Here is a 23,569-nt window from a genome sequence, read left to right on the forward strand (position 1 = left end):
TATGGAACTCGAGCTTTTGTATGAAGGAAAAGCAAAGAAGGTTTATCAATCAGACACGGATGAAAATCACTTGATTCTCTCGTATAAGAATGATGCAACAGCTTTTAATGGAGAGAAGAAAGCTCAGTTTACCGGGAAGGGGAGACTCAACAATGAGATCTCTTCCCTCCTGTTCCAAGCATTAGATAACAAAGGAATTCCGTCGCATTTTATCGAGCGGCTGGATTCCACTACCCAAATAGTTCAGAAAACAGATATTATTCCGCTAGAAGTGGTAATTCGGAATATTGCGACAGGAAGTATTACCAAGCGTCTCGGCATCGAGGAGAAAACGCCTTTTGAGCCTGCGCTGGCAGAACTGTTTTATAAGGATGATCGTTTAGGAGACCCGTTGATTAATGATGAGCATGCGCTTTATCTAACAGATATTAAAGCGGAAGAATTAGCTGGTATCAAAGAGAAGGCAAGAAAAGTGAACACGGCTTTAACAGAAATTTTTGCTGCTATCGGTGTCCGTCTGGTCGATTTTAAATTGGAATTCGGCAGAAACAAGGAAGGTAATATTCTGCTCTCTGATGAGGTGTCCCCGGATACGTGCAGATTATGGGATATCGAAACCAATGAAAAATTAGATAAAGATGTTTTTCGTCAAGGAACAGGAGATTTGATTACTGTATATGAAGAAATATTAAATCGTTTGGAGGCGCAGCTATGAGAAAAGTACAGGTATATATTACATTAAAACAAGGTGTGTTAGACCCGCAGGGAAAGGCAATTCAAACATCGCTTCATTCTTTGGATTATCCAGAGGTGGAAGATGTTCGTGTCGGAAAATATATTGAACTTCAAGTAGAGGATGGGCCTGGATTAGAGGGAAGAGTAACGCAGATGTGTGAGCAATTATTGGCGAATCCGGTTATTGAAGATTATCGGATTGAGCTAGAGGAGGCACGATAATTGTGAAGGTAGCTGTGATTGTTTTTCCAGGTTCCAACTGTGACAGGGACATGTATCATGCAGCCGGAGAGGTTGCAGGTGCTGAAGCCAGCCTTGTCTGGTATACAGATACGCATTTGTTAGGTGATGTGGATGGCATTCTGATTCCGGGCGGTTTTTCTTATGGAGATTATTTACGGTCTGGTTCGATGGCATCTACATCGGATATTATGAACAAGATTCGAGAGCATGCGGAAAAAGGCAAGCCTGTACTGGGAATTTGCAATGGATTTCAGATATTGACGGAAGCAGGCCTCCTGCCGGGAGCATTAATGCGCAATAAAAATCTTTCATTTATGTGTCATCAGGAGGAATTGGTTGTGGAGGATAATGAAACGGTTTTTACAACGTTGTATGATAAAAACGAGGTCGTCCGTTTTCCGATTGCCCATGGAGAAGGCAACTATTTCTGTGATGAGGAAACGTTACAGGAATTAAAGGAAAATAACCAAATCGTATTCACCTATAAAAACAATCCAAATGGCTCTGTCGAGGATATTGCCGGTATTCGCAATAAAGCAGGTAATGTGCTGGGTATGATGCCGCATCCGGAACGGGCAGTGGAAGCTTTATTAGGAAGTGAAGACGGCTTAAGGCTATTTCAATCTATGATCGCGAATTGGAGGAGCAGCAATGCAGTTAACGCATAATATGGATTCAGAGAAAATTGAACAAGATAGATTGTATCAGGATATGGGTTTAAGTGATGAAGAGTTTGAGAAAATCAAAACGATCCTTGGCCGTCGTCCGAATTTTACGGAGACAGGCATCTTTTCTGTTATGTGGTCAGAGCATTGCAGCTATAAAACATCAAAGCCTCTCTTAAGAAAGTTCCCGACAGAGGGCCCGAATGTTTTGCAGGGACCTGGAGAAGGTGCAGGAGTCATTGATATTGGCGATGAGCAGGCAGTTGTTTTCAAGGTGGAAAGTCATAATCATCCCTCCGCTGTTGAGCCGTATCAGGGAGCAGCAACAGGCGTCGGCGGCATTATCCGTGATGTATTCTCCATGGGAGCACGCCCGATTGCGTTAATGAACTCTTTGCGCTTTGGTCCGTTAACAACGAATCGTACCAAGTATCTATTTTCTGAAGTTGTTGCCGGGATTGCTGGATATGGAAACTGTGTTGGTGTTCCAACCGTCGGCGGAGAGGTACAATTTGATGACAGCTATGAAGATAATCCGCTTGTCAATGCCATGTGTGTGGGACTGATCAATCATGATGAAGTACAAAAGGGAATTGCTGCGGGAATCGGCAATACGATTTTGTATGCAGGACCGCCAACAGGAAGAGACGGCATTCATGGCGCGACCTTTGCATCAGATGATTTAGCAGAGGATTCCAACAAGGACCGGCCTGCTGTACAAGTCGGCGATCCATTTATGGAAAAATTGCTGATTGAAGCATGTATGGAGGTCATTCATTCTGACGCCCTTGTCGGCATGCAGGATATGGGAGCAGCCGGCTTAACCTCTTCTGCCAGTGAAATGGCGAGTAAAGCAGGTACCGGGCTGGAAATGAACTTAGATCTTGTGCCGCAGCGCGAGCAAAATATGACCGCTTATGAAATGATGCTGTCTGAGTCACAGGAAAGAATGCTGCTTTGTGTGAAAGCTGGCCGGGAACAAGAAATCATAGCTATTTTTGAAAAGTACGGTTTGAAATCTGTTCCAGTCGGAAAGGTTATCGAGGAAAAAGTCTTCCGTATCAAGCATCACGATGAGGTTGTAGCCGATATTCCAGTGGATTCTTTGGCGGATGATGCACCAGTCTATCATATGCCATCGAAGGAAGCTGCTTATTATCAAGCTTTTCAGCAAATCGATGTCCAAACACCAGCTGTGAATCATCATGGAGAAACGTTGAAACAATTACTGCAGCGTCCGACGATTGCAAGTAAAGAGTGGGTCTATGACCAATACGATTCCATGGTGCAGACCAATACGGTTGTTACACCTGGTTCTGACGCAGCAGTCGTTCGTATCAAAGGTACGGATAAAGCCTTGGCCATCACAACCGACTGTAATTCCCGCTATATTTATTTAGATCCGGAAGAAGGCGGGAAGATTGCTGTTGCAGAAGCAGCCCGCAATATTGTCTGCTCCGGAGCGAAGCCATTAGGTCTTACAGATGGATTGAATTTCGGTAATCCGACAAACCCGGAAATCTTCTGGCAAATGGAAAAAAGCGTGGATGGAATGAGTGCGGCTTGTAAAGCATTACAAACGCCGGTTATCAGTGGAAATGTTTCCTTATATAATCAGTCCAAAGGGAAATTGATTTATCCGACACCGGTTGTTGGCATGGTTGGCTTGCATGAATCTACGGCGCATATTACGACAAGCTTTTTCCAAAAAGCGGGCGACAATATTTATCTTATCGGGGAAACGAAAAATGAATTTGGCGGCAGTGAATTGCAATTTATCCAGGATGGAAAATACGAAGGAAAAGCACCGCATCTGGATTTAACGATCGAAGCGGAACGTCAGGAAAAACTGCTCTCTTTAATCAGGCAGGGTAAAATCCAATCTGCGCATGACCTTGCAGAGGGCGGGTTAGGAGTTGCATTAGCGGAATCATTATTCTCCAGTGAAGCGCTGGGTGCAGAAGTGACACTTACAGGAGATGCAACGGTTGCGTTATTCAGTGAAACCCAATCACGTTTTCTTGTTACCGTAAAGCCGGAGCACCAGGCCGCTTTTGAAGATGTATTTGCGGATGCAGCCAGACTTGGTCAGGTAACAGCAGATAATCAACTAACGGTTACGGCAAATAACGAGATGATTCTACAGGAAGATGCAGCAGCGTTAAAAGCACTTTGGAAAGGGGCTATTCCATGCTTGCTGAAATCAAAGGCATAAACGAGGAATGCGGCGTATTCGGAATTTGGGGACATGAGAAAGCAGCAGAATTAACCTATTACGGTCTGCATTCGATGCAGCATCGCGGGCAGGAAGGTGCCGGAATTGTTGTCAGCAAAGATAAGGAATTAACAGGCTATAAACAGCTTGGACTGGTTAATGATGTTTTTAAGCAAGTAAAATTTGATGATTTAAACGGAAAAATTGCTTTAGGGCATGTAAGGTATGCTACCCAGGGCGGAAAAGGGCTGGAAAATGTACAGCCCCTTCTTTTCCAGTCACTTACCAGCGGGATGGCTTTAGCACATAATGGAAATTTAATGAATGCTACCGCATTGCGTGAGGAGCTTGAAAAAGAGGGAAGCATTTTTCAAACGACCTCAGATACAGAAGTGTTAGCTCATTTAATGAAACGAAGCGGAGAGGTCACGGAAGCAACCATCTCGGAAGCGCTCAACCGTGTCAAAGGAGCTTACGCCTATCTTATTTTAGAGGATGATACTTTATATGCTGCGCTGGACCCGGCTGGAATCAGACCACTTTCTATTGGAAGAATAGGAGAAGCGTATGTCGTTGCTTCGGAAACATGTGCTTTCGATCAAATCGGTGCAACCTTTGAGCGGGAGGTATTGCCGGGTGAATTAATAAAAATTAACCAAGACGGTCTTACTTCCTTCCGGTTTGCTCCGCGTGGCAAGAGACAAATGTGTGCGATGGAATATGTCTATCTTTCCAGACCGGATAGTGATTTAAATTATGTCAATGTCCATGCATCCCGGAAACGGATGGGAAAAGAGCTGGCTAAGGAAGCGCCGGTTGATGCAGATTTAGTGATAGGAGTACCGGATTCCAGTATTTCAGCTGCCATTGGCTACGCAGAGGAAAGCAAGCTGCCTTATGAAATGGGGATTATCAAAAATCGTTATGTTGGAAGAACATTTATTCAGCCCTCCCAGGAGCTGAGAGAGCTTGGTGTAAAGATGAAGCTTTCTCCAGTCCGCGGAATCGTAGAGGGAAAACGTGTCATTATGATTGATGATTCGATTGTTCGGGGAACAACAAGCAGACGAATTGTAAAAATGTTAAAAGATGCTGGTGCAAAGGAAGTGCATGTACGGATTGCTTCTCCGGCGATAACAGACCCTTGTTATTATGGAATCGATATGTCTACGAAGGAAGAATTGATTGGAGCAAACAACAGCATTGAAGAAATTGGAGAAATCATTGGGGCAGACAGTATCGCTTATCTGTCTGAAGAAGGCTTAGAGAACGCCATCGTCAAAGATAAAACGATCAATCAAGGTGTCTGCATGGCTTGTATGACAGGCTTGTATCCAGTTGCTCCGGCAGATGAGAAGGAAATGGACATATCAAACTGCTAGAAGAGGATATTCCATTTGAAACACACACTAGAATCAAAACCATGTTGGAGGGCGAAAAGATGTCAGATGTTTATAAACAAGCAGGTGTAGATGTTGAAAAAGGCTACGAAGCAGTAGAGCGAATGAAAAAACATATTCAAAAAACACATCGTAAAGAGGTGCTGGGCTCTTTAGGTTCCTTTGCAGGAGCATTTGATTTATCCTCCTTATCCTATCAAGAGCCTGTCCTGCTTTCCGGGACAGATGGCGTCGGCACCAAATTAAAGCTAGCAATCGAACTGGATAAGCATGATACGGTAGGGATTGATTTAGTAGCGATGTGTGTCAATGATATTGTTGCTCAGGGGGGCGATCCGCTTTTCTTTTTAGATTATATTGCATGCGGAGAAAATGACCCGGCGAGGATTGAAGCGATTGTCTCTGGTGTTGCCGAAGGGTGCCAGGAGGCCGGCGCTGCATTAATCGGCGGTGAGACAGCAGAGATGCCGGGGATGTATGATGCAGATGAATATGATTTAGCTGGTTTTGTGGTAGGTATCGTCGAGAAAGCAGAGATTATTACAGGAAAAACCATTGCAGAGGGAGATACGCTGATTGGCTTCGCTTCGAGCGGAATTCATTCCAATGGCTACTCGCTTGTCCGTAAGCTGATTGAAGGTCTGGATTTTGAAGAAACTCCTGATGGATTATCAAAACCTCTAAGTGAAGCCGTGATGGAACCGACGAAGATTTATGCAAAAGCGGTTAAAGCTATAAAAGAAGAGGTACATATTAAAGGAATTGCACACATTACCGGCGGCGGGTTTGATGAAAATATTCCTCGGATGCTGCCAGAAGGTCTTGGAGCAGCAGTGCAGGCAGGAGCCTGGAATGTTCCGGAGATTTTTCCGTTCCTGCAAAAACGAGGAGAAATCGATGCACGTGAGATGTATCGTATTTTCAATATGGGCATTGGCATGGTCTTAGCTGTATCCAATGAAGAAGCGCAGAAAGTCTGTGATCTATTGCAGGAGAACAAGGTCGAAGCAGCAGTTATCGGAGAGGTCATTGCAGGTGAAGGGGTGCAGATTTCTTCATGAAACAGCGGTTCAGTGTATTTGCATCAGGTACAGGAAGTAATTTTGATGCCATGATGCAGGATAAAAAAATTGCAAGCTCGATCGTACTGCTTGTTTGTGATAAGCCGGGAGCAGCGGTTATTAAAAAGGCTCAAGGTTATGGCGTCGAGACGCTTGTGTTAGAGCCAAAAAGGTATGCTTCCAAGCAGGAATATGAAAAAGTGATTGCTGAAAAACTGCAGGATTTAGAAGTCGAATGGATTTTCTTAGCAGGCTATATGCGGCTTATCGGGGAGACCTTACTTTCACAATATGAAGGCAGGATTGTTAATATACACCCCTCCCTTTTACCGGACTTCCCTGGGAAAGACGCGATTGGCCAAGCCTATAGAGCCGGCGTTTCCAAGACAGGAGTAACGATTCACTATGTAGATGAGGGCATGGACACCGGTCCAATCATTGCACAGGAAGAAATAGAAAGGCTGCCTGGAGAAACGGAAGAGCAGCTGAAAACGAGAATCAAAGCCGTGGAGCATCGCTTATATCCAAATGTAATCAATCAACTTATGCAGAATGTAACGGAGGAATTATAATGAAAAAACGTGCGCTTATTAGTGTATCTGATAAAACAGGGGTCGCAGAATTTGCAAAAGGACTCGAAGCAAAAGGGTTTGAAATCTTATCAACCGGCGGAACCATCCGTTTATTGAAGGAGTCTGGCGTCCAGGCGATTCCGGTAGAGGAAGTAACAAATTTTCCGGAAATGCTTGATGGCAGAGTAAAAACATTGCATCCGATGATTCATGGCGGGCTTTTAGGAAAACGAACCAATGAAGATCACCGTGCGCAAATGGAGGAGCATCATATTGCTCCAATCGATCTTGTAGCAGTGAACCTTTATCCGTTTAAAGAAACAGTTCAAAAATCAGGGGTAAGCCATGATGAAATTATTGAAAACATTGATATTGGCGGACCCTCCATGCTTCGCTCTGCAGCGAAAAACTTTGCAGATGTCTTCGTTGTTGCCGACCCGTCTGACTATCCATCTGTTTTAGCAGCTCTGGAAACGGAAGAGGATAACTATGCTTTTCGTCAGCAATTAGCAGCGAAAGTATTCCGTCATACTGCGCATTATGACGCGATGATTGCAGCTTATTTCCAAACACAGACAGAAGAAGTATTTCCAGAAACATATACCGTAACTTATGAAAAGGTGCAGGATTTACGTTATGGAGAGAACCCGCATCAGCAGGCAGCTTTTTACAAAGCGCCTATTCAACATGAAGCAACCTTGGCAACTGCCAACCAGCTGCATGGCAAGGAGCTTTCCTATAATAATATCCAGGATACCAACGCAGCATTAGAAATTTTGCGGGACTATAGTGAACCTGCTGCAGTAGCGGTCAAGCATATGAATCCATGCGGCATCGGTATTGGGGCAACATTGGCAGAAGCGTTTGGACGTACGTATGAAGCGGATCCTATATCTATTTTTGGAGGGATTGTAGCCTGCAATCGTCCGGTTGATGTACAGACAGCAGAGCAGCTTTCTTCGATCTTCTTAGAAATCGTCGTTGCACCTTCTTTTGAGGCGGATGCACTTGCTTTACTAACAGAGAAGAAAAATATCCGTCTCTTAGAATTGGATGTTTCGAATCAGCAGGCTGACCAAAAACGGATGACCACCGTTGATGGTGGAGTTCTTATCCAGGATTTAGATGTCAAAGAAGTGACGAACGAGGACTTAGAAGTGGTAACGGAAAAGCAGCCGACTGAAGCAGAAATAGCTGATTTACTATTCGCTTGGAAAGCTGTGAAACATGTGAAATCAAATGCAATCGTACTTGCAAAGGATGCACAGACCATTGGTGTGGGCGCCGGTCAGATGAACCGGATTGGAGCAGCAGAGATTGCCATTAAACAGGCTGGAGATAGAGCGAAAGGAGCTGTGCTTGCATCAGATGCCTTCTTCCCGATGCCAGATACCGTAGAAGCAGCAGCTAAAGCCGGTGTCACAGCGATTATTCAGCCGGGCGGTTCCAAACGCGATCAAGATTCGATTGATGTATGTAATCAATATGGGATTGCGATGGTGACTACAGCTGTTCGTCATTTTAAACATTAATAGATAGAGCTCCTGTATTTCTGCTCGATTTATTTATCCAGGAGCTTTTTTGAAGAATAGGAAAGTATATAAAAAAATGCTGAAAATAGTCTCTCCAACGGGTTTCATGAAGAGAGTAATCCTTCAATGTTGTCAGATTAATGCGACCGCTGCGACGGGTTATGGTGGGGTGAGTAATCGCAACCCCAGAAAAACACTTCGCTTTCCATGGGCTTGCGCTCACCCTCCTTTAAAGAAGACTTAGCGATTGGCAATTCTTCTTTAAAGGAGGCTGAACGTTGCCCGCGGAAAGCGACTTCCGTAGCGGACATCTCTTTGGCAAGAACACCGATGTTTTAAAGACCAAGTGGTATTCTTGGTTTTTCTTACAGTTGAGAAAGTATAAACTTTCTTACTGCATAAGTGTAACGAAGGTTTTCATTTAAAGGCCTGGTGACAACCAAATATTCTAATTAAGTTACGAACTGATAAAAAAATTCACTCATCTTGAGAAGTTTGAAAACGGAGGGGAAGCTATGAAAATATTAGTTGTAGGACGCGGCGGCAGAGAGCATAGTATCATCAAAAAGTTAAAGGAAAACCCGCAGTTAGACAAGATTTATGTTGCTCCTGGAAATGCCGGCATGGAAGAAGAAGCCGAATGTGTTCCCATTGATGAAATGAACATCGAAGAACTGGCAGCTTTTGCAAAAGAAGCGGCAATTGATTTAACGGTTGTTGGCCCTGAGAATCCGTTAAATGCCGGAATCACCAACCGGTTTCAACAGGAAAACCTTGCAGTTTTTGCCCCTACACAAGAAGCAGCATGGCTGGAAGGCAGTAAAAGCTTTGCAAAGGATTTCATGAAAAAATATGATATCCCTACTGCTTCTTACGGTGTCTTTCAGGATGCTGAAGAGGCGAAAAAGAGAATTGCGGAAACTGGTGCTCCTATTGTAATCAAAGCAGACGGTTTAGCAGCTGGAAAAGGTGTTATTGTGGCGATGACAGAGGAGGAAGCTGTTCAGGCGATCGATGATATGCTTGTGGACAAAGCATTTGATCAGGCCGGCTCTACTGTGGTGATTGAAGAGTATTTAGAGGGCGCTGAATTTTCCTTAATGGCGTTTGTCCATGAAGATAAGGTCTATCCAATGATGGCAGCAAGAGATCACAAAAGGGCGTTTGACCATGATGAAGGTCCCAATACAGGCGGCATGGGAGCTTTTGCTCCGATTCCGGATTTGAGGGCAGAAGATTATCAATTCGCTGTTGAACAGATTTTAGAAAAAACAGCAGCAGGAATGCTGGAAGAAGGCAGACCATTCACAGGGATTCTTTATGCGGGCTTAATGATGACGGAAAAAGGCCCTAAAGTAATTGAGTTCAATACACGTTTTGGCGATCCGGAAACGCAGGTCGTTCTTCCTTTATTAAAGAATGATCTACTCCAGGTTCTGCAGGATGTATTGGCGAAAAAGAACCCGCATTTAGAATGGCATAAGGAAGCCTGTGTCGGTGTCGTGCTTGCATCGGAAGGGTATCCAGGAGCGTATAATAAAGGGAATGAGCTTCCTCAATTTGAAGATACAGAAGACACCTATATTATTCATGCCGGAACAAAAAAGGCAGATGGAAAGCTTGTCAATGACGGAGGAAGAGTGCTCCTGATCGGCGGACGTGCAGACACACTTTCACAGGCTGCAGAAAAAGTGTATCAGCAGCTGGATAAAGCAGAACTGAATGGTAACTTTTTTTACCGGAGCGATATAGCTAAATAGAGGTAGAAAAATGCAAAGGACGGAAATCTCCTTTGCATTTTTATTTGCATTTTAAAAGTTATTGCGAAAAAATATTTCTATTTTCTGAATATGTGATGCAAGGGTACGTTACTGTTTTGGCAATCCAAATGATGGGTATAATAAAGGGAAATATAAGAATTGGAGAGATTTGATGTCTAATGTTATTTTTACTTCACCGAGCAAATATGTTCAAGGAAAAGGAGCTTTAAACGAGCTTGGCAAATATGTTGAAGCAGTTGGGAAGAAACCATTAATTATATCTGATGAAGTGGTTTGGAAGATAACGGAGGAAACGGTTGAGAGCAGCCTGAAAGATGTAAATATCGATTTTCATTTTGTTCCATTTAATGGCGAAGCCTCTATAACAGAAATCAGCCGCATAGCAGAAGAAGGTAATAAAGCGGAGGCCGACTTTATCATTGGTGTCGGAGGAGGAAAAACACTTGATACAGCAAAAGCCGTTGCGGATGAGCTGGAAGTAAGTGTTGTTATTGTTCCTTCGACTGCATCAACAGACGCACCGACAAGTGCATTATCTGTTATTTATAATGACGAGGGTGTTTTTGAATCCTATAAGTTTTATAATAAAAATCCAGAATTAGTGCTGGTAGATACGAAAGTAGTAGCTGGTGCACCAGCCCGTCTGTTTGCTTCTGGAATAGCTGATGCCATGGCAACATGGGTGGAAGCAAGAGCAACGATTAAAAGTAATGGAGAAGCAATGGCAGGAGGAAAGACGAGCATTGCTGCACGTGCTATTGCAGAAGCGTGTGAGAAAACCTTATTCGCTTACGGAAAAGCAGCATATAAAGCAGTAGAAAAAAATCTGGTGACCAAGCAAGTGGAAGCAGTTGTAGAAGCAAACACCCTTTTATCCGGACTTGGATTTGAGAGCGGCGGATTAGCTGCTGCACATGCCATCCATAATGGCTTTACCGTGCTGGATGGAGATATCCATCATCTAACGCATGGTGAAAAAGTTGCTTATGGTACGCTGACACAGCTTGTACTGGAATTGCATCCAGAACAGGAAATCCAAAAATACATCGACTTTTATCAGTCACTAGGCCTGCCGACGTCCTTGGAAGAAATGCATTTGGACGAAGTATCCTATGAAGATTTACAAAAGGTTGGAGCTGCAGCAACGCAAGAAGGAGAAACCATGGGCAACCTTTCTAAAGAAATCACTGCCGATGATGTTGCCCAAGCTATTTTAGCGGTGGATCAATTAAGTAAAAAGTAATCGTATGATCCTAAAAATCGAATGAATTAATAAAAGCTCTGCGTCCAGTTATGGGTGCAGAGCTTTTATTTTTTCTGAATGAAGAAAAATCTGCATTTTTATCTTTGAAATAGTTTGACTTTTTACTTTTATTGTAATAATATGAACGAATGAACTTGCATACTGTATACAAGAGGTGATTGTCATAGTAGAAATCGTAAAGAAAACCTTAAAAAGCCAAGTATACGATTACTTGAGAGAGCAAATTATTGTCGGAAAATTCAAACCTGGAGAAAGATTAATAGAAGAAAAGATAGGAGAAGCATTAAATGTTAGCCGGAGCCCTATTCGTGAATCGATACGGATGCTGGAAAAAGAGGGATTTCTGAATTTATCAAAAACCGGCGGTGTTACGGTTGTAGAGCCTTCTCTTACAGATTTTAGGTATTTGTACGAATGCCGGATAGGGATGGAGTCACTTGCCGCTTATTACGCTGCTATCAGACGGACTGATGAACAGCTGCTCTTGATGAAGCAGGAAGTGGAAAATACCGCCCGTCATAAAGAAAAGCAGGATGATAATGAAAAACATGTCACGGTAGCTTTTCACGATATTATTATTGAAGCCAGTGCAAATCCTTTTCTCATATCCATGCTCGGGACACTGCGCGGGGTGAATAGTTTTTATCGGGAAGTCATTGTGGATAAAGACCCGACACATAGAGAAACAGCATTTGCGGATCATGAGCAAATATGGGAGGCCATTGCCAGGCAGGATGCAGATGCTGCAAAAGAATTAATGAAACAGCATATTGAAAGAGATTTTACACACTTTCTGAATTTGAACAGAGATGAGTTGGAGGGATTAGATTGAGCAAGAAAAAGCCACTTGAAGGAATAAGGGTATTAGAATTAGGAAATATTGTAGCTGCTCCTTTTGCGGGAAAATTATTCTCTGAATTTGGAGCAGAAGTGATTAAGGTAGAAGAACCGAAAAATGGTGATCCGCTTAGAAACTGGAGAGTCATGTACAAGGATACATCCGTTTGGTGGCATGTTCAATCACGGAATAAAAAATCGATTACCGTCAATCTTCGTGAAGCGGAAGGACAGGAGATTATTAAGAATCTGACGAAAACAGCGGATGTTGTTTTAGAAAATTTTAAACCAGGAACGCTGGAACGGTGGGGGTTAGGCTATGAAACGCTGAAGAAAGTGAATCCTTCTATCGTATTAACAAGAATATCCGGTTATGGCCAGACAGGCCCATATCGGGAAAAAGCCGGATTTGGAAGTGTAGCAGAAGCAGTCGGAGGACTGAGGTATTTAACGGGTTACCCGGATTTGCCGCCGGTTCGGGTCGGAATTGCTATTGGAGATATGGTTGCCGGATTATATGCTGTTATCGGCACATTGATGGCGTTACGAGTTCGCGATCGGGATGAGGAAAAAAAGGGGCAGGAAGTAGATGTTGCTCTTTATGAGTCCGTATTCAGCTTATTGGAAGGAATGCTTCCGGAGTTTGATTTAACAGGGGAGATTCGCGAGAGAACAGGAAGTACACTGCCGGGTGTAGCTCCGTCTAATTCCTACCTGTGTGCGAATGGTTCCTACGTCATTATCGGCGGAAATGGAGACCGTATTTTCCAGCGTCTGATGACAGCCATCGGAAGAAAGGACATGGCAGAAGATCCCAAATATGCAACGAACCAAGACCGGGTGAATAACGTGGAATATATTGATAGTGTCATTGAATCATGGACGAAACAATATCCGATTAAAGAGGTGCAGCGGATTTTAGACGAAGCTTCCGTGCCGGTCAGTCCGATTTATAGTATCAAGGATATTATTGAGGACGTACATTACCAATCCAGAGATATGATCCAGGAAATTGTGCTGGATGACGGCCAAAAAATAAAGACCCCGGGCATTGTACCGAAGCTTTCGGAAACGCCGGGAGAAATTGAAGCAAACGGGCCGATGCTAGGTCAGCATAATGAGGAAATCTACAAGGAATTTCTAAACTTCTCCTATGAGGATTTTAAAAGGTTAAAAGAGGGAGGAATCATCTGATGACACAGGTTACTATTATTGATGTAAGCCCGCGTGACGGATTGCAAATAGAACCGAAAAAAGTTTCTACAGAAGAAAAAGCAAAGCTTATCGATAAGCTCACAGAAGCAGGAATTAAAAAAATTGAGGCTGCCTCTTTTGTTCATCCGAAAAAAGTTCCACAGATGGCGGATGCCGAAGCGTTATTAGAGCAGATCCATTCAAATAAGAATATACAGCCTATTGCATTGATTCCGAATCAAAGGGGGTTTATGCGGGCAAGTGAGTTTCCGCATTTGGAACTGAATTGGGCAGCCTCTGCAACAGAAACCTTCAGCGATAAAAATTTAGGAATGACGATTGATAAAAATTTCGAAATGTTTACGGAAGTAGCAAAAGAAGCAAAATCAAAAGGGATGGAAATTTGCTTCTCGATTGCGGTCAGCTTTGGCTGCCCCTATGAAGGGCATGTGGAGGAAGAAAAAGTGCTTGAATTGGCAGAAAAAGCTGTACAGGCCGGAGCGGACAGAATTGGAATTGCAGATACAATTGGCATCGCGACACCAGATGCTGTGAATCGTTTATTCAAAAAAGTATTCGATGTGACAGGAGATACAAATGTTTCTTTCCATATCCATGACACGAGAGGATTGGGGTTAGCGAATGCATATGCTGCGTACACGGCAGGCGTGCGGATATTTGAAACAGCAGTCAGCGGAATCGGCGGCTGTCCGTTCGCTCCAGGATCAGCAGGGAATCTGGCAACGGAAGATTTAGTATATCTGTTTGAACGGATGGGGGTTAAAACAGGAGTAGATATCAATAAGCTGTTCGAAGCGGCTGACTTTGCAGCGAGTCTTTCTTCTAAAACACCGCTGGGGAGAATCCGCCATTTAGATAGAACACGCACGATGAAGGAGATGATGGAATGAAGAAATTACGTTATTTTTCATTCCTGCTGCTTCTTACAGGAGTCATTTTATCGGCCTGCAGCAATGGTGACGAGACCCCGAAAGAAACAGAAGCGAGTGGCGAGGAGTATGAACCGGCTACGATTCGATTAGCTTATAATCTGCCATCAGGTCATCATATTTCAGAGGGAATAGAAGAATTTGCTAAAAAAATAGAAGAGAAATCAAACGGCCAGATAGATATGCAGATTTTTGCGAATGGGCAGCTACTGTCTGATACAGATATGAACCAGTCGCTTTTAACAGGCGGTGTAGAAATGGGAATGAATTCTTCTACAATCTGGTCTTCTACAGTACCTGCGATGGGAATATTTGATGTCCCTTATGTATTTGAAGCATATGAGGAAGCAGGGGAAGCCTTGAATGGTGAATTCGGAGATATACTTCGTTCCGAAATGGAAGACGTCGGTGTGAAAGTATTGATGTTTGGTGATTATGGCTTTGGACAATTTGCGAATAATAAACGTCCGCTGGAATCTCCAGAAGATTTTAGAGGTCTGAAAATCCGCAGTGTAGGAACACTCCCTTCTGAATTAATTCAAGCTTATGGCGCATCTCCGGTGTTTATGGGAGGCGGAGAAGTATACATGGGATTGCAAAGGCAAACCGTAGATGGTGCTACATCTGGAACAACAGCAATGGTGCAGCGCAGTTATGATGAAGTAACAGATTATTTGACGATAAATAATTATACTTATTTTGAATTTATTCTGGGCGTTAATCAAGAATTTTGGGATGATTTGCCTAAAAATACACAAACATTAATTGAAGAAACTGCCAATGAGACCGAAGAATGGATTCGCCAGCAAACGAAGCTGGAAGATGAACGAACACTCCAAGTGCTGAAAGACAGAGGAATGGAAGTATATGAAGTACCTGATGATGAACTCGATATATGGAAAGAAGCTGCAATGCCGGTGTGGGAAATCTTTGAAGAAGAGGCTGGAGAAGCAGGCAGTGAATTATTAGATATAGTAGATGGCGAATAAAAGTTGTTCATCACTTGGAAGGAGTTACAGCATGAATAGATTGTATAAATTTTCTGATTTATTAATTAAATACGCGGGTTATCTAGCTGGGATTTTAATATTCGCGACAACGTTGATGACGTTTTATGAAGTAATATCCAGATCATTCTTTGGTATGCCGACTGCATGGGCCACGGAATTATCTACGTATGCGATTATAGGAAGCTGTTTTTTGGGAACGGCATATGCAGTGAGGACATATGCGCATATTACAGTAGATTTATTGGTAAATCGTGTGAATGACGCTGCTCGCAGGATATTCGCATATATTTGTAACGGGCTTGGATTACTTTTTAGTGCGATATTGACATGGTATGGATTTAAACATGTTTTTATGACATTTGAATTAGGAGTTATTTCCACCTCCTTGCTGCGTATACCGATGTATTTACCTGAATTATTTATTCCGATAGGCGGCGTTCTGCTTATTATCGCATTTATATTGCAGCTGATTGACGGGAATGTACATAAAGGAGGAGACCATCTATGAATCTATTTTTTGCTGGAGGATTAGCTACATTCTTGCTTATCGGTCTCCCGGTTGCATTTTCTTTAGGGATGCTTGCTGTACTCGGAATGTTTCTATTTAACGGGGGAAGCTTTGCTTTTGCACAAATTCCGATTATAGCGTACTCAGCTTTGGATGACTTTACATTGACAGCTTTGCCGATGTATATACTGATGAGTCAAATCCTTGTTGTCAGCGGAGTAGGACGGGATTTGTACGAAATGGCGAGCAGATGGTTCAGACATTTTCCCGGGGGGTTAGGTATAGCGACCGTTTTCTGTTGTGCGATATTTTCTGCTATTTCGGGCTCCAGTGTGGCAACAGCTGTAACAGTTGGCGCCGTAGCGCTTCCGGAAATGGTTCGCCGGGGATATAAAAAGAAATATGTGCTTGGATTATTGGCAGCCGGCGGTACGCTGGGCATTCTTATTCCTCCGAGCGTGCCGATGATTTTATACGGTTCACTCACCGGGGAATCCGTCGGAAAATTATTTATTGCCGGTGTCGTGCCAGGGATTATCTTAACGTTAAGCTTTATGATTTTTTCTTCTATTCAAATGCGGCATATAAAAGAAGAGCCTGCTACATGGGCAGAACGGTGGGAAGCGTCTAAAAAAGCCATCTGGGGGCTATTGCTGCCGATTGTGATTATCGGCGGAATTTACTCAGGAATCTTCACACCGACAGAAGCGGCTGCAGTCGGCGTGGTATTAGCCTTTCTCATTGCCATTGTGGTATATCGGAATCTGACGTTTGCTAATTTGAAAGTGATGATCCTGTCCACAGTTAAAACGAGTGCGATGATTCTATTTATTATCATTGGTGCTAAGCTGCTTGGTTTTATCTTAACTATATTGCAAATTCCGCAGCAGATTACAGCAGCTGCCACCGCGACAGATTTATCACCTTGGGTTATCTTTATTTTGATTAACATTGTATTACTTGTATTGGGAATGTTTTTAGAAACTGTCTCTATTTTGGTTATTACCGTACCAATCCTGTATCCGATTATTACTGCGTTAGGATTTGATCCGATATGGTTTGCTATTATTATGGTAATTAACATGGAATTGGCACTAATTACACCGCCTGTAGGTTTAAATCTGTTTGTTTTAAAAGGGCTGGATAAAAACAATACCATCGCCGAAATTGTAAAAGGCGTGATACCTTATGCCCTGATTATGGTTCTGTTTATCATTCTGTTATGCATCTTCCCGCAAATTGCAACTTACTTTACAGGGGATGTACAGTAAATAAAATGTAAACAGCTTTATGATCAAAAGGAACTTTTCAAGTAACTCGGATTTCTTTGAAACATCCGATCATATCTTAAATAAGATGCAGTGCAGTTTTTGCGAAATTTGTAGAAACTGCACTGTTTTTTGCACGTAAGGAAGTATAAAAAAGTGCTGAGTATAGCCGTTCCAACGGATTTCATGGGGGGGGGAGTAATTTTCAATGTTGTCAGGTTAATGCGACCGCTGCGACGGGTTATGGTGGGGTGAGTAATCGCAACCCCCAGAAAAACACTACGCTTCCCCATAGGAGTCTACGTGTTTTTCCTCTGGGACTGCGATTACTCGCCCCATCAAACTCATCTGTCGCTAGAATTTGCGTTATTTCTTTGAAAAAAAGCAAATAAAACATAATTCTTCTTAGATGGGAGCGGATGTTGTCGACTCCTGCGGGAAAAGCAACAGGTAGACCTGAGCAGGAAGTGGTTTTCTTTCTACCCGCAGGGCATAAGTGCGACTATGCTTCTGTCTGCACCTGACGGCTTGCCAATCAGCAATTCTTCTTTAAAGGAGGCTGAACGTTGCCCGCGGAAAGCGACTTCCCGGAGCGGACATCTCTTTGACAAGAACACCAATGTTTTAAGAACAAGCGGTATTCTTGGTTTTTCTAATTGGATTTAGGTGGTAATCGTGATATCAATAAATTTCTGGAATCGGACTCTGTCTTTTTCTAGATTGCATTAGCTCCTTTGTCCATGCTGTAAAAATTGCTGGAGCAAGTATATAAAATATAAAAACGCAGTACCGATCTATACCTATTCATAAGAGAAAAAGTCAACTTTATTATATTAAAGCACTACATTTATGATAGAATAAAAATAAATGACAAATAGTGGAGAGTTGCTTAATGACATTATGGAGAAATCGGGAATTACGACAGCATGTCAATGTAATCGACGGGACGGTTGCACCCAGCACTATCTTGACCAATGCAACCTATTTAAATGTATATACAAATCAATGGCTGGAAGCAAACGTTTGGATTTATGAGAACCGGATTGTTTATGTTGGTGAAAATCTGCCTGAAGAGACAACAGGGACAAATTTTTATGATTGTCAGGGGAAATTTGTAGTGCCAGGCTATATTGAGCCGCATGCTCACCCTTTTCAGGCTGCTAATCCGGAAGAAACGGTGATGTATGCTGCGAAAACGGGAACGACGACCTTTGTAAATGATAATTTAACCTGGTATTTGCTGTTAAATAAAAAGAAAACGTTCTCTATGATAAATGCTTTTTCTAAATTGCCGGTAAATATGTTTTGGTGGAATCGTTTTGACAGCCAGACCATACTAAAGGATGATCATGTGTTTAATACGAGAGATGTATTAGATTGGGCAGAGCATCCGCTGGTTATTCAGGGAGGAGAGCTGACGGACTGGCCGAGCTTGCTGACAGGCGGTGATCGTCTGCTGTACTGGATTCAGGAGATGAAGAAACTGGGCAAGCCGATAGAAGGCCACTTGCCGGGCGCGTCATCCCGCACTCTGACAAAAATGAAGCTTTTCGGCATTTCGAGTGATCATGAATCAATGACGGCGGAGGATGTGTTAAAACGGCTGGAGCTTGGTTATCGTGTCAGTCTTCGTTACTCACCAATCCGTCCAGATTTGCCGGAAATAATCAAAGGCCTTCTGGATAAAGGATTATCGCAATTTGATAATATGAGTTTTACAATGGATGGACCAACACCAGCCTTTATGGAAGATGGCATAATCAATGTTTGTATTGAGAAAGCAATAGAGAATGGACTGCCTGCAGAAACGGCTTATCGCATGGCGAGCTACCATCCTGCCAGACATTTTAATATGGAGGAAGAATTCGGCAGTATTGCGCCGGGAAGAGTTGCTAATATAAATATCCTTTTAGATAAACAAAATCCGCATCCGGAGAGCGTGATAAGCAAAGGGAAATGGATCAAAAAGGACGGCGAAGCAATTCCTTATCCATCCGTCATTAATTGGGAAGAATTTGATATTACATCAGTTGAATTTGACTGGGAGCTGACGGACGAGGATTTACAGTTTTCGAGTCCAATCGGGATGGATATGGTCAATGATGTGATTATCCAGCCATATACGATTGTATCAGATGTCAGTGCTGATCAGATTCCCTCCAGTAAAAGCGAGCAATTTATTGCATTAATTGATAAGCATGGCAAGTGGCGGGTAAATACAATTATTCGCGGATTTGCTCCGAAGCTCGGTGCGCTGGTCAGCAGTTTTTCAGCTACGGGAGATGTTATTCATATTGGTAATTCTAAGAAAGATATCCGTATTGCCGCGAAACGGATGAGAGAGCTGGGCGGAGCAATTGTATTGGTGGACCAGGGAGAGATTTTAGCAGAAATGCCGCTTCCCCTTGGAGGAGTGATGCCGAAGAACGCGATGGAAGAATTGATTCCGATGAACAAGGAAATAAAAAAGGTGTTGAAAGCACACGGATACGCATATGAAGATCCGATTTACAGCCTGTTATTTCTTTCTGCCTTCCACCTGCCTTTCTTCCGTATTACACAGCAGGGATTGCTGGATGTGAAAAAAAGGGAAATTGTAATTCCGGCTACGATGCGTTAGTATAATAAAGTTGTCCTGATGGACGAAAATAAGCTCTTGTTTAGAGAAGGAAGCTTCGTTGGATGAATAAAATACTATTTCCTATTCTTCTTTTCAGAATGGTACAGAGAAGGACAGGAAAAATAAGGGGGAATTGAAGTGCAAATAGATAAGCTACGAGGGGAGCAGCTCGATCAATTGTTTGATGCTATATTATCATTAAAAACGCGTGAGGAGTGTTATCAGTTTTTTGATGATATTGCTACTATGTCAGAAATCCAATCCCTGGCACAACGTTTACGGGTTGCGAAAATGCTGACAGAAGAAAAAACATACAGTGCCATCGAGCAGGAAACAAAAGCTTCCACTGCAACCATCTCCCGAGTGAGACGCTGCATTAACTATGGCAGTGACGGCTATAATTTGGTTTTGAAAAGGCTGCATATCAAAGGAGAAGAAGAAAAAGAAGAATCAGAAGAATAATGCCTAAAAGAGAAATCGAAACTATTGAAGTAAGGCAAATAGTTTCGATTTCTCTTTTTTTATTTTATCGCAGTGTAACTGGCTGGCGTTGTGATTACTCGCCTATCATAAAGCGTTGTGCGTTGAAAAATCCCCACTGAAGGAAGTTTCACTTTATAAACACTATTTTGTAAATAAGTTTTTGCTTAAGATATTGAAAATCTTTACCTTATCCGTTCTATTCATTTGCCGATTTTTGTTATAATAAAGAGATGAATGTAATAATGGAGGATTTGTACTGATTATGAATATAAATGAATGGAAGCATCTGTTTAAATTAGATCCAGCAAAGGAAATATCTGATGAAGATTTAGATAAAATTTGTGAATCAGGGACCGATGCGATTATAGTCGGCGGCACTGATGATGTCACATTAGACGGGGTTTTAGATTTATTATCAAGAATTCGCAGAGCACATATGGTACCGGTGGTTTTGGAAATCTCGAATGAAGAAGCATTGACTCCAGGCTTTGATACTTATTTTGTTCCGATGGTATTGAATTCAAAAGAGAAAAAATATGTGATGGATATACAGCAAAAAGCAATCAAGGAATATATCGACATGATGGAGTACAGTGAGGTATACTTTGAAGGTTATTGCATTTTAAATCCAGAAGCAAAAGCTTTCCGGCATACGAATTGTGAATTGCCCGATATAGAAGATGTAAAGGCATATGCATATATGGCAGAGCATGTTTTTCATCTGCCCATTTTTTATGTGGAATACAGCGGTACCTATGGTGATGCAGAAGTCGTTCGCGAGGTGAAGGCAGAACTTAATGACACCAAGCTTTTCTATGGCGGCGGTATTGAGACAGCGGAGCAGGCCAAAGAGATGAAAGAGTATGCTGATGCAATTATTGTTGGAAACAGTATTTATACGGATATAAAACAAGCACTCAAGACAGTAGCTGCTGTTAAAGAGGATATGTAAAAAGGAGAATAACCAAGGAAGGAAGAGATAAGATGGAGCAAACGCTGGAAGCGATGATAAATACATTAAATCCGGAGCAGCAGAGGGCTGTACGGTATACAGAAGGTCCGCTCTTAATTATGGCAGGAGCTGGAAGCGGGAAAACACGCGTATTGACACATCGAATTGCTTACTTAATGGGAGAGAAGGAAGTAGCTCCCCGAAATATTTTAGCGATTACCTTTACCAATAAAGCGGCAAGAGAAATGAAGGAGCGGGTAGCGAAATTAGTCGGTCCTCAAGGTGAATATATGTGGGTCTCTACATTTCACTCGATGTGTGTCCGGATTTTACGCCGGGACATTGACCGGATTGGATATTCCTCGAACTTTTCCATTTTAGACAGCGCAGATCAATTATCTGTTGTAAAGCAAGTACTTAAAAATCTCAATATTGATCCAAAGAAATTTGATCCCCGGGCGATGCTTGGACAGATTAGTACAGCAAAAAATGAGCTGATTACAGAAGATGAATTTGCGAAGAATGCCGGTAATTTCTATGACCGCCAAGTAGCGCAGATTTATGAAGGCTATCAGAAAATGCTGCGGAAAAATCAGTCCTTAGATTTTGATGACCTGATTATGCAGACGATTCATTTATTTGACCGTGTACCGGAAGTTTTGGAATATTACCAGAGACGGTTCCAATATATTCATGTCGATGAGTATCAGGATACAAACCATGCACAATACTTTCTGGTCAAACAGCTTGCCAAAAGGTATCAAAATCTGTGTGTAGTCGGCGATTCAGACCAGTCTATCTACCGTTGGCGCGGAGCAGATATTACGAATATCCTGTCCTTTGAAAAAGATTACCCGTCAGCGAAAACTGTCATGCTGGAGCAAAATTACCGCTCTACCAAATCGATTTTACTGGCGGCGAATAAAGTAATTGGCAATAACTCTGGACGAAAGCCGAAAAATCTTTGGACGGATAAGGATGACGGAAAAAAGATATCCTATTATAAAGGAGCAACTGAGCAGGAAGAGGCTTTATATATTGCAGATACCATTCAGCAGTTAACTCGGTCAGGCAAATACCAGCCAAGTGACATTGCTATATTGTATCGTACCAATGCACAATCCCGTGCAATTGAGGATACATTTGTCAAATCAGCTATCAGCTATCAAATGGTTGGCGGTACACGCTTCTATGACCGTAAAGAAATCAAGGATATGATTGCTTATTTAAGGTTAATTACGAATCCCGATGATGATATCAGCTTCCAGCGTGTGGTAAATGAACCTAAAAGAGGAATAGGAAAAACATCGATTGAACGCTTGCAAGCATATGCAGCAGAGCATGATATTTCTCTCTTTGAAGCAGTGAAGGAAGTTGATTTCACGGGTGTTTCGAAAAAAGCAGCCAATGCTTTAGCAGGATTCGGTAGCCTTATCAGCTCGCTTACACAGCAGCAGGAGTTTCTGACAGCGACGGATATGGTAGAAACTGTGCTGGAACGGACCGGCTATGAAGAAATGCTGAATAATGAGCGTTCCATTGAAGCGCAGTCTAGACTGGAGAACTTAGAAGAGTTTAAAACTGTTACACAAGAATTTGAAAAAGCAAGTGAAGAAGACAAAACACTCATCGCCTTTTTAACCGATTTAGCATTGATTGCAGATATTGACCGTGTCGATGAAGAGAATCCGGATCACTCTCAAAAAATCACCCTGATGACATTGCATGCAGCAAAAGGACTAGAGTTCCCTGTCGTTTTCTTAATTGGAATGGAAGAGAATGTATTTCCACACAGCCGCTCGATGTTTGACGAGGAAGAGATGGAGGAGGAACGCCGTCTTGCTTATGTCGGTATTACCAGAGCAGAAGAGGAGCTTTATTTGACGCATGCTCAAATGCGTACTTTATATGGACGTACCAATATGAACCCAATCAGCCGATTTATCAATGAGATTCCGGTGGAATTGATGGACGGCATGGAAACAACCAAAAAATCACCATTTGGCGGAGCTGGCAGCATGCGAAAGAGCTTTGGCTCGAGCCAGAAGCAGGAAGCACCACCGAAGAGACGGGCTGAAAAAATGCAGGCACCTAAGTCCAGCGGAGCAGAATCTAAAAGCTGGTCTGTCGGTGATAAAGCTGCTCATAAAAAATGGGGAACGGGTACGGTTGTAAGAGTACAGGGAGAAGGAGAAAAGCTGGAATTAGATGTAGCATTTCCTGCTCCGGTAGGCATCAAACGTCTTCTTGCAAAATTTGCCCCCATAACAAAGGAGTAA

The 23,569-nt window shown here is 42.6% G+C and carries 20 protein-coding genes; all 20 read left to right on the forward strand.

Going from position 1 to position 23,569, the window contains the following annotated elements:
• The first annotated feature begins 1 nt into the window (after position 1).
• On the forward strand, positions 2–715 hold the full coding sequence (gene purC, locus MKY45_RS08385; protein WP_193063878.1) for a phosphoribosylaminoimidazolesuccinocarboxamide synthase: 714 nt from the start codon (positions 2–4) through the stop codon (positions 713–715).
• The gene (gene purS, locus MKY45_RS08390) at positions 712–957 is read left to right on the forward strand and encodes a phosphoribosylformylglycinamidine synthase subunit PurS (protein ID WP_042533017.1); all 246 of its coding nucleotides are present in this window, start codon (positions 712–714) and stop codon (positions 955–957) included. Before purC ends, purS begins: the two co-directional genes overlap by 4 nt.
• 2 nt (positions 958–959) lie before the next feature.
• Positions 960–1,646, forward strand: coding sequence for a phosphoribosylformylglycinamidine synthase subunit PurQ (purQ, locus tag MKY45_RS08395; RefSeq protein ID WP_341172827.1), 687 nt, complete (start codon positions 960–962; stop codon positions 1,644–1,646).
• Positions 1,630–3,858, forward strand: a complete 2,229-nt coding sequence (gene purL / locus MKY45_RS08400) for a phosphoribosylformylglycinamidine synthase subunit PurL (protein ID WP_341172828.1) — start codon at positions 1,630–1,632, stop codon at positions 3,856–3,858. The genes purQ and purL overlap by 17 nt, the downstream gene beginning before the upstream one ends.
• Positions 3,834–5,240: an amidophosphoribosyltransferase gene (gene purF, locus MKY45_RS08405; RefSeq protein WP_193063875.1), complete on the forward strand. Its 1,407-nt coding sequence runs from the start codon at positions 3,834–3,836 to the stop codon at positions 5,238–5,240. The genes purL and purF overlap by 25 nt, the downstream gene beginning before the upstream one ends.
• 59 nt (positions 5,241–5,299) lie before the next feature.
• Positions 5,300–6,319, forward strand: coding sequence for a phosphoribosylformylglycinamidine cyclo-ligase (gene purM / locus MKY45_RS08410; protein ID WP_042533026.1), 1,020 nt, complete (start codon positions 5,300–5,302; stop codon positions 6,317–6,319).
• Positions 6,316–6,891: a phosphoribosylglycinamide formyltransferase gene (gene purN, locus MKY45_RS08415; RefSeq protein WP_193063873.1), complete on the forward strand. Its 576-nt coding sequence runs from the start codon at positions 6,316–6,318 to the stop codon at positions 6,889–6,891. Before purM ends, purN begins: the two co-directional genes overlap by 4 nt.
• Positions 6,891–8,423 carry a bifunctional phosphoribosylaminoimidazolecarboxamide formyltransferase/IMP cyclohydrolase gene (gene purH, locus MKY45_RS08420; RefSeq protein WP_193063872.1) on the forward strand — a complete coding sequence of 511 codons (1,533 nt, stop codon included), beginning with the start codon at positions 6,891–6,893 and terminating at the stop codon, positions 8,421–8,423. Before purN ends, purH begins: the two co-directional genes overlap by 1 nt.
• 515 nt (positions 8,424–8,938) lie before the next feature.
• Positions 8,939–10,183 (forward strand): phosphoribosylamine--glycine ligase, encoded by a 1,245-nt coding sequence (purD, locus tag MKY45_RS08425; RefSeq protein WP_042533031.1) that lies wholly within the window; start codon positions 8,939–8,941, stop codon positions 10,181–10,183.
• A gap of 172 nt (positions 10,184–10,355) precedes the next feature.
• Entirely contained in the window at positions 10,356–11,447 is a 1,092-nt protein-coding gene (locus MKY45_RS08430) for a glycerol dehydrogenase (RefSeq protein ID WP_193063870.1), read from the forward strand.
• A gap of 175 nt (positions 11,448–11,622) precedes the next feature.
• Entirely contained in the window at positions 11,623–12,300 is a 678-nt protein-coding gene (locus MKY45_RS08435; protein ID WP_256705992.1) for a GntR family transcriptional regulator, read from the forward strand.
• A complete protein-coding gene (locus tag MKY45_RS08440) occupies positions 12,297–13,499 on the forward strand; it encodes a CaiB/BaiF CoA transferase family protein (protein ID WP_332094163.1) in 1,203 nt (400 codons plus the stop codon). Before MKY45_RS08435 ends, MKY45_RS08440 begins: the two co-directional genes overlap by 4 nt.
• On the forward strand, positions 13,499–14,410 hold the full coding sequence (locus MKY45_RS08445; protein ID WP_332094162.1) for a hydroxymethylglutaryl-CoA lyase: 912 nt from the start codon (positions 13,499–13,501) through the stop codon (positions 14,408–14,410). The genes MKY45_RS08440 and MKY45_RS08445 overlap by 1 nt, the downstream gene beginning before the upstream one ends.
• Entirely contained in the window at positions 14,407–15,438 is a 1,032-nt protein-coding gene (locus MKY45_RS08450) for a TRAP transporter substrate-binding protein (protein ID WP_193063867.1), read from the forward strand. Before MKY45_RS08445 ends, MKY45_RS08450 begins: the two co-directional genes overlap by 4 nt.
• 31 nt (positions 15,439–15,469) lie before the next feature.
• Positions 15,470–15,967: a TRAP transporter small permease gene (locus tag MKY45_RS08455; RefSeq protein WP_042533041.1), complete on the forward strand. Its 498-nt coding sequence runs from the start codon at positions 15,470–15,472 to the stop codon at positions 15,965–15,967.
• Complete coding sequence (locus tag MKY45_RS08460) at positions 15,964–17,238, forward strand: TRAP transporter large permease (protein WP_256705993.1); 1,275 nt, start codon at positions 15,964–15,966, stop codon at positions 17,236–17,238. Before MKY45_RS08455 ends, MKY45_RS08460 begins: the two co-directional genes overlap by 4 nt.
• Positions 17,239–18,127: 889 nt before the next feature.
• A complete protein-coding gene (locus tag MKY45_RS08465; protein WP_341172829.1) occupies positions 18,128–19,855 on the forward strand; it encodes an adenine deaminase C-terminal domain-containing protein in 1,728 nt (575 codons plus the stop codon).
• 138 nt (positions 19,856–19,993) lie between these two features.
• The gene (locus tag MKY45_RS08470; RefSeq protein WP_042533048.1) at positions 19,994–20,317 is read left to right on the forward strand and encodes a YerC/YecD family TrpR-related protein; all 324 of its coding nucleotides are present in this window, start codon (positions 19,994–19,996) and stop codon (positions 20,315–20,317) included.
• Between the two features lie 280 nt (positions 20,318–20,597).
• Entirely contained in the window at positions 20,598–21,290 is a 693-nt protein-coding gene (locus MKY45_RS08475; RefSeq protein ID WP_289584866.1) for a heptaprenylglyceryl phosphate synthase, read from the forward strand.
• Positions 21,291–21,322: 32 nt separating this feature from the next.
• Positions 21,323–23,569, forward strand: coding sequence for a DNA helicase PcrA (gene pcrA, locus MKY45_RS08480; RefSeq protein ID WP_341172830.1), 2,247 nt, complete (start codon positions 21,323–21,325; stop codon positions 23,567–23,569).

Origin of the sequence: Oceanobacillus sp. FSL K6-0251 (assembly GCF_038004725.1) — a bacterium.
GTDB lineage: Bacteria > Bacillota > Bacilli > Bacillales > Amphibacillaceae > Oceanobacillus > Oceanobacillus oncorhynchi.

Bases quoted from the DNA above. Each gene is read 5' to 3' on its own strand.
- purL (WP_341172828.1), top strand. From the start codon at position 1,630: ATGCAGTTAACGCATAATATGGATTCAGAGAAAATTGAACAAGATAGA.
- MKY45_RS08430 (WP_193063870.1), top strand. From the start codon at position 10,356: ATGTCTAATGTTATTTTTACTTCACCGAGCAAATATGTTCAAGGAAAA.
- pcrA (WP_341172830.1), top strand. From the start codon at position 21,323: ATGGAGCAAACGCTGGAAGCGATGATAAATACATTAAATCCGGAGCAG.
- purN (WP_193063873.1), top strand. From the start codon at position 6,316: ATGAAACAGCGGTTCAGTGTATTTGCATCAGGTACAGGAAGTAATTTT.
- purM (WP_042533026.1), top strand. From the start codon at position 5,300: ATGTCAGATGTTTATAAACAAGCAGGTGTAGATGTTGAAAAAGGCTAC.
- purH (WP_193063872.1), top strand. From the start codon at position 6,891: ATGAAAAAACGTGCGCTTATTAGTGTATCTGATAAAACAGGGGTCGCA.
- MKY45_RS08450 (WP_193063867.1), top strand. From the start codon at position 14,407: ATGAAGAAATTACGTTATTTTTCATTCCTGCTGCTTCTTACAGGAGTC.
- MKY45_RS08460 (WP_256705993.1), top strand. From the start codon at position 15,964: ATGAATCTATTTTTTGCTGGAGGATTAGCTACATTCTTGCTTATCGGT.
- MKY45_RS08465 (WP_341172829.1), top strand. From the start codon at position 18,128: ATGACATTATGGAGAAATCGGGAATTACGACAGCATGTCAATGTAATC.
- purF (WP_193063875.1), top strand. From the start codon at position 3,834: ATGCTTGCTGAAATCAAAGGCATAAACGAGGAATGCGGCGTATTCGGA.
- purC (WP_193063878.1), top strand. From the start codon at position 2: ATGGAACTCGAGCTTTTGTATGAAGGAAAAGCAAAGAAGGTTTATCAA.
- purD (WP_042533031.1), top strand. From the start codon at position 8,939: ATGAAAATATTAGTTGTAGGACGCGGCGGCAGAGAGCATAGTATCATC.
- MKY45_RS08445 (WP_332094162.1), top strand. From the start codon at position 13,499: ATGACACAGGTTACTATTATTGATGTAAGCCCGCGTGACGGATTGCAA.
- purS (WP_042533017.1), top strand. From the start codon at position 712: ATGAGAAAAGTACAGGTATATATTACATTAAAACAAGGTGTGTTAGAC.
- MKY45_RS08455 (WP_042533041.1), top strand. From the start codon at position 15,470: ATGAATAGATTGTATAAATTTTCTGATTTATTAATTAAATACGCGGGT.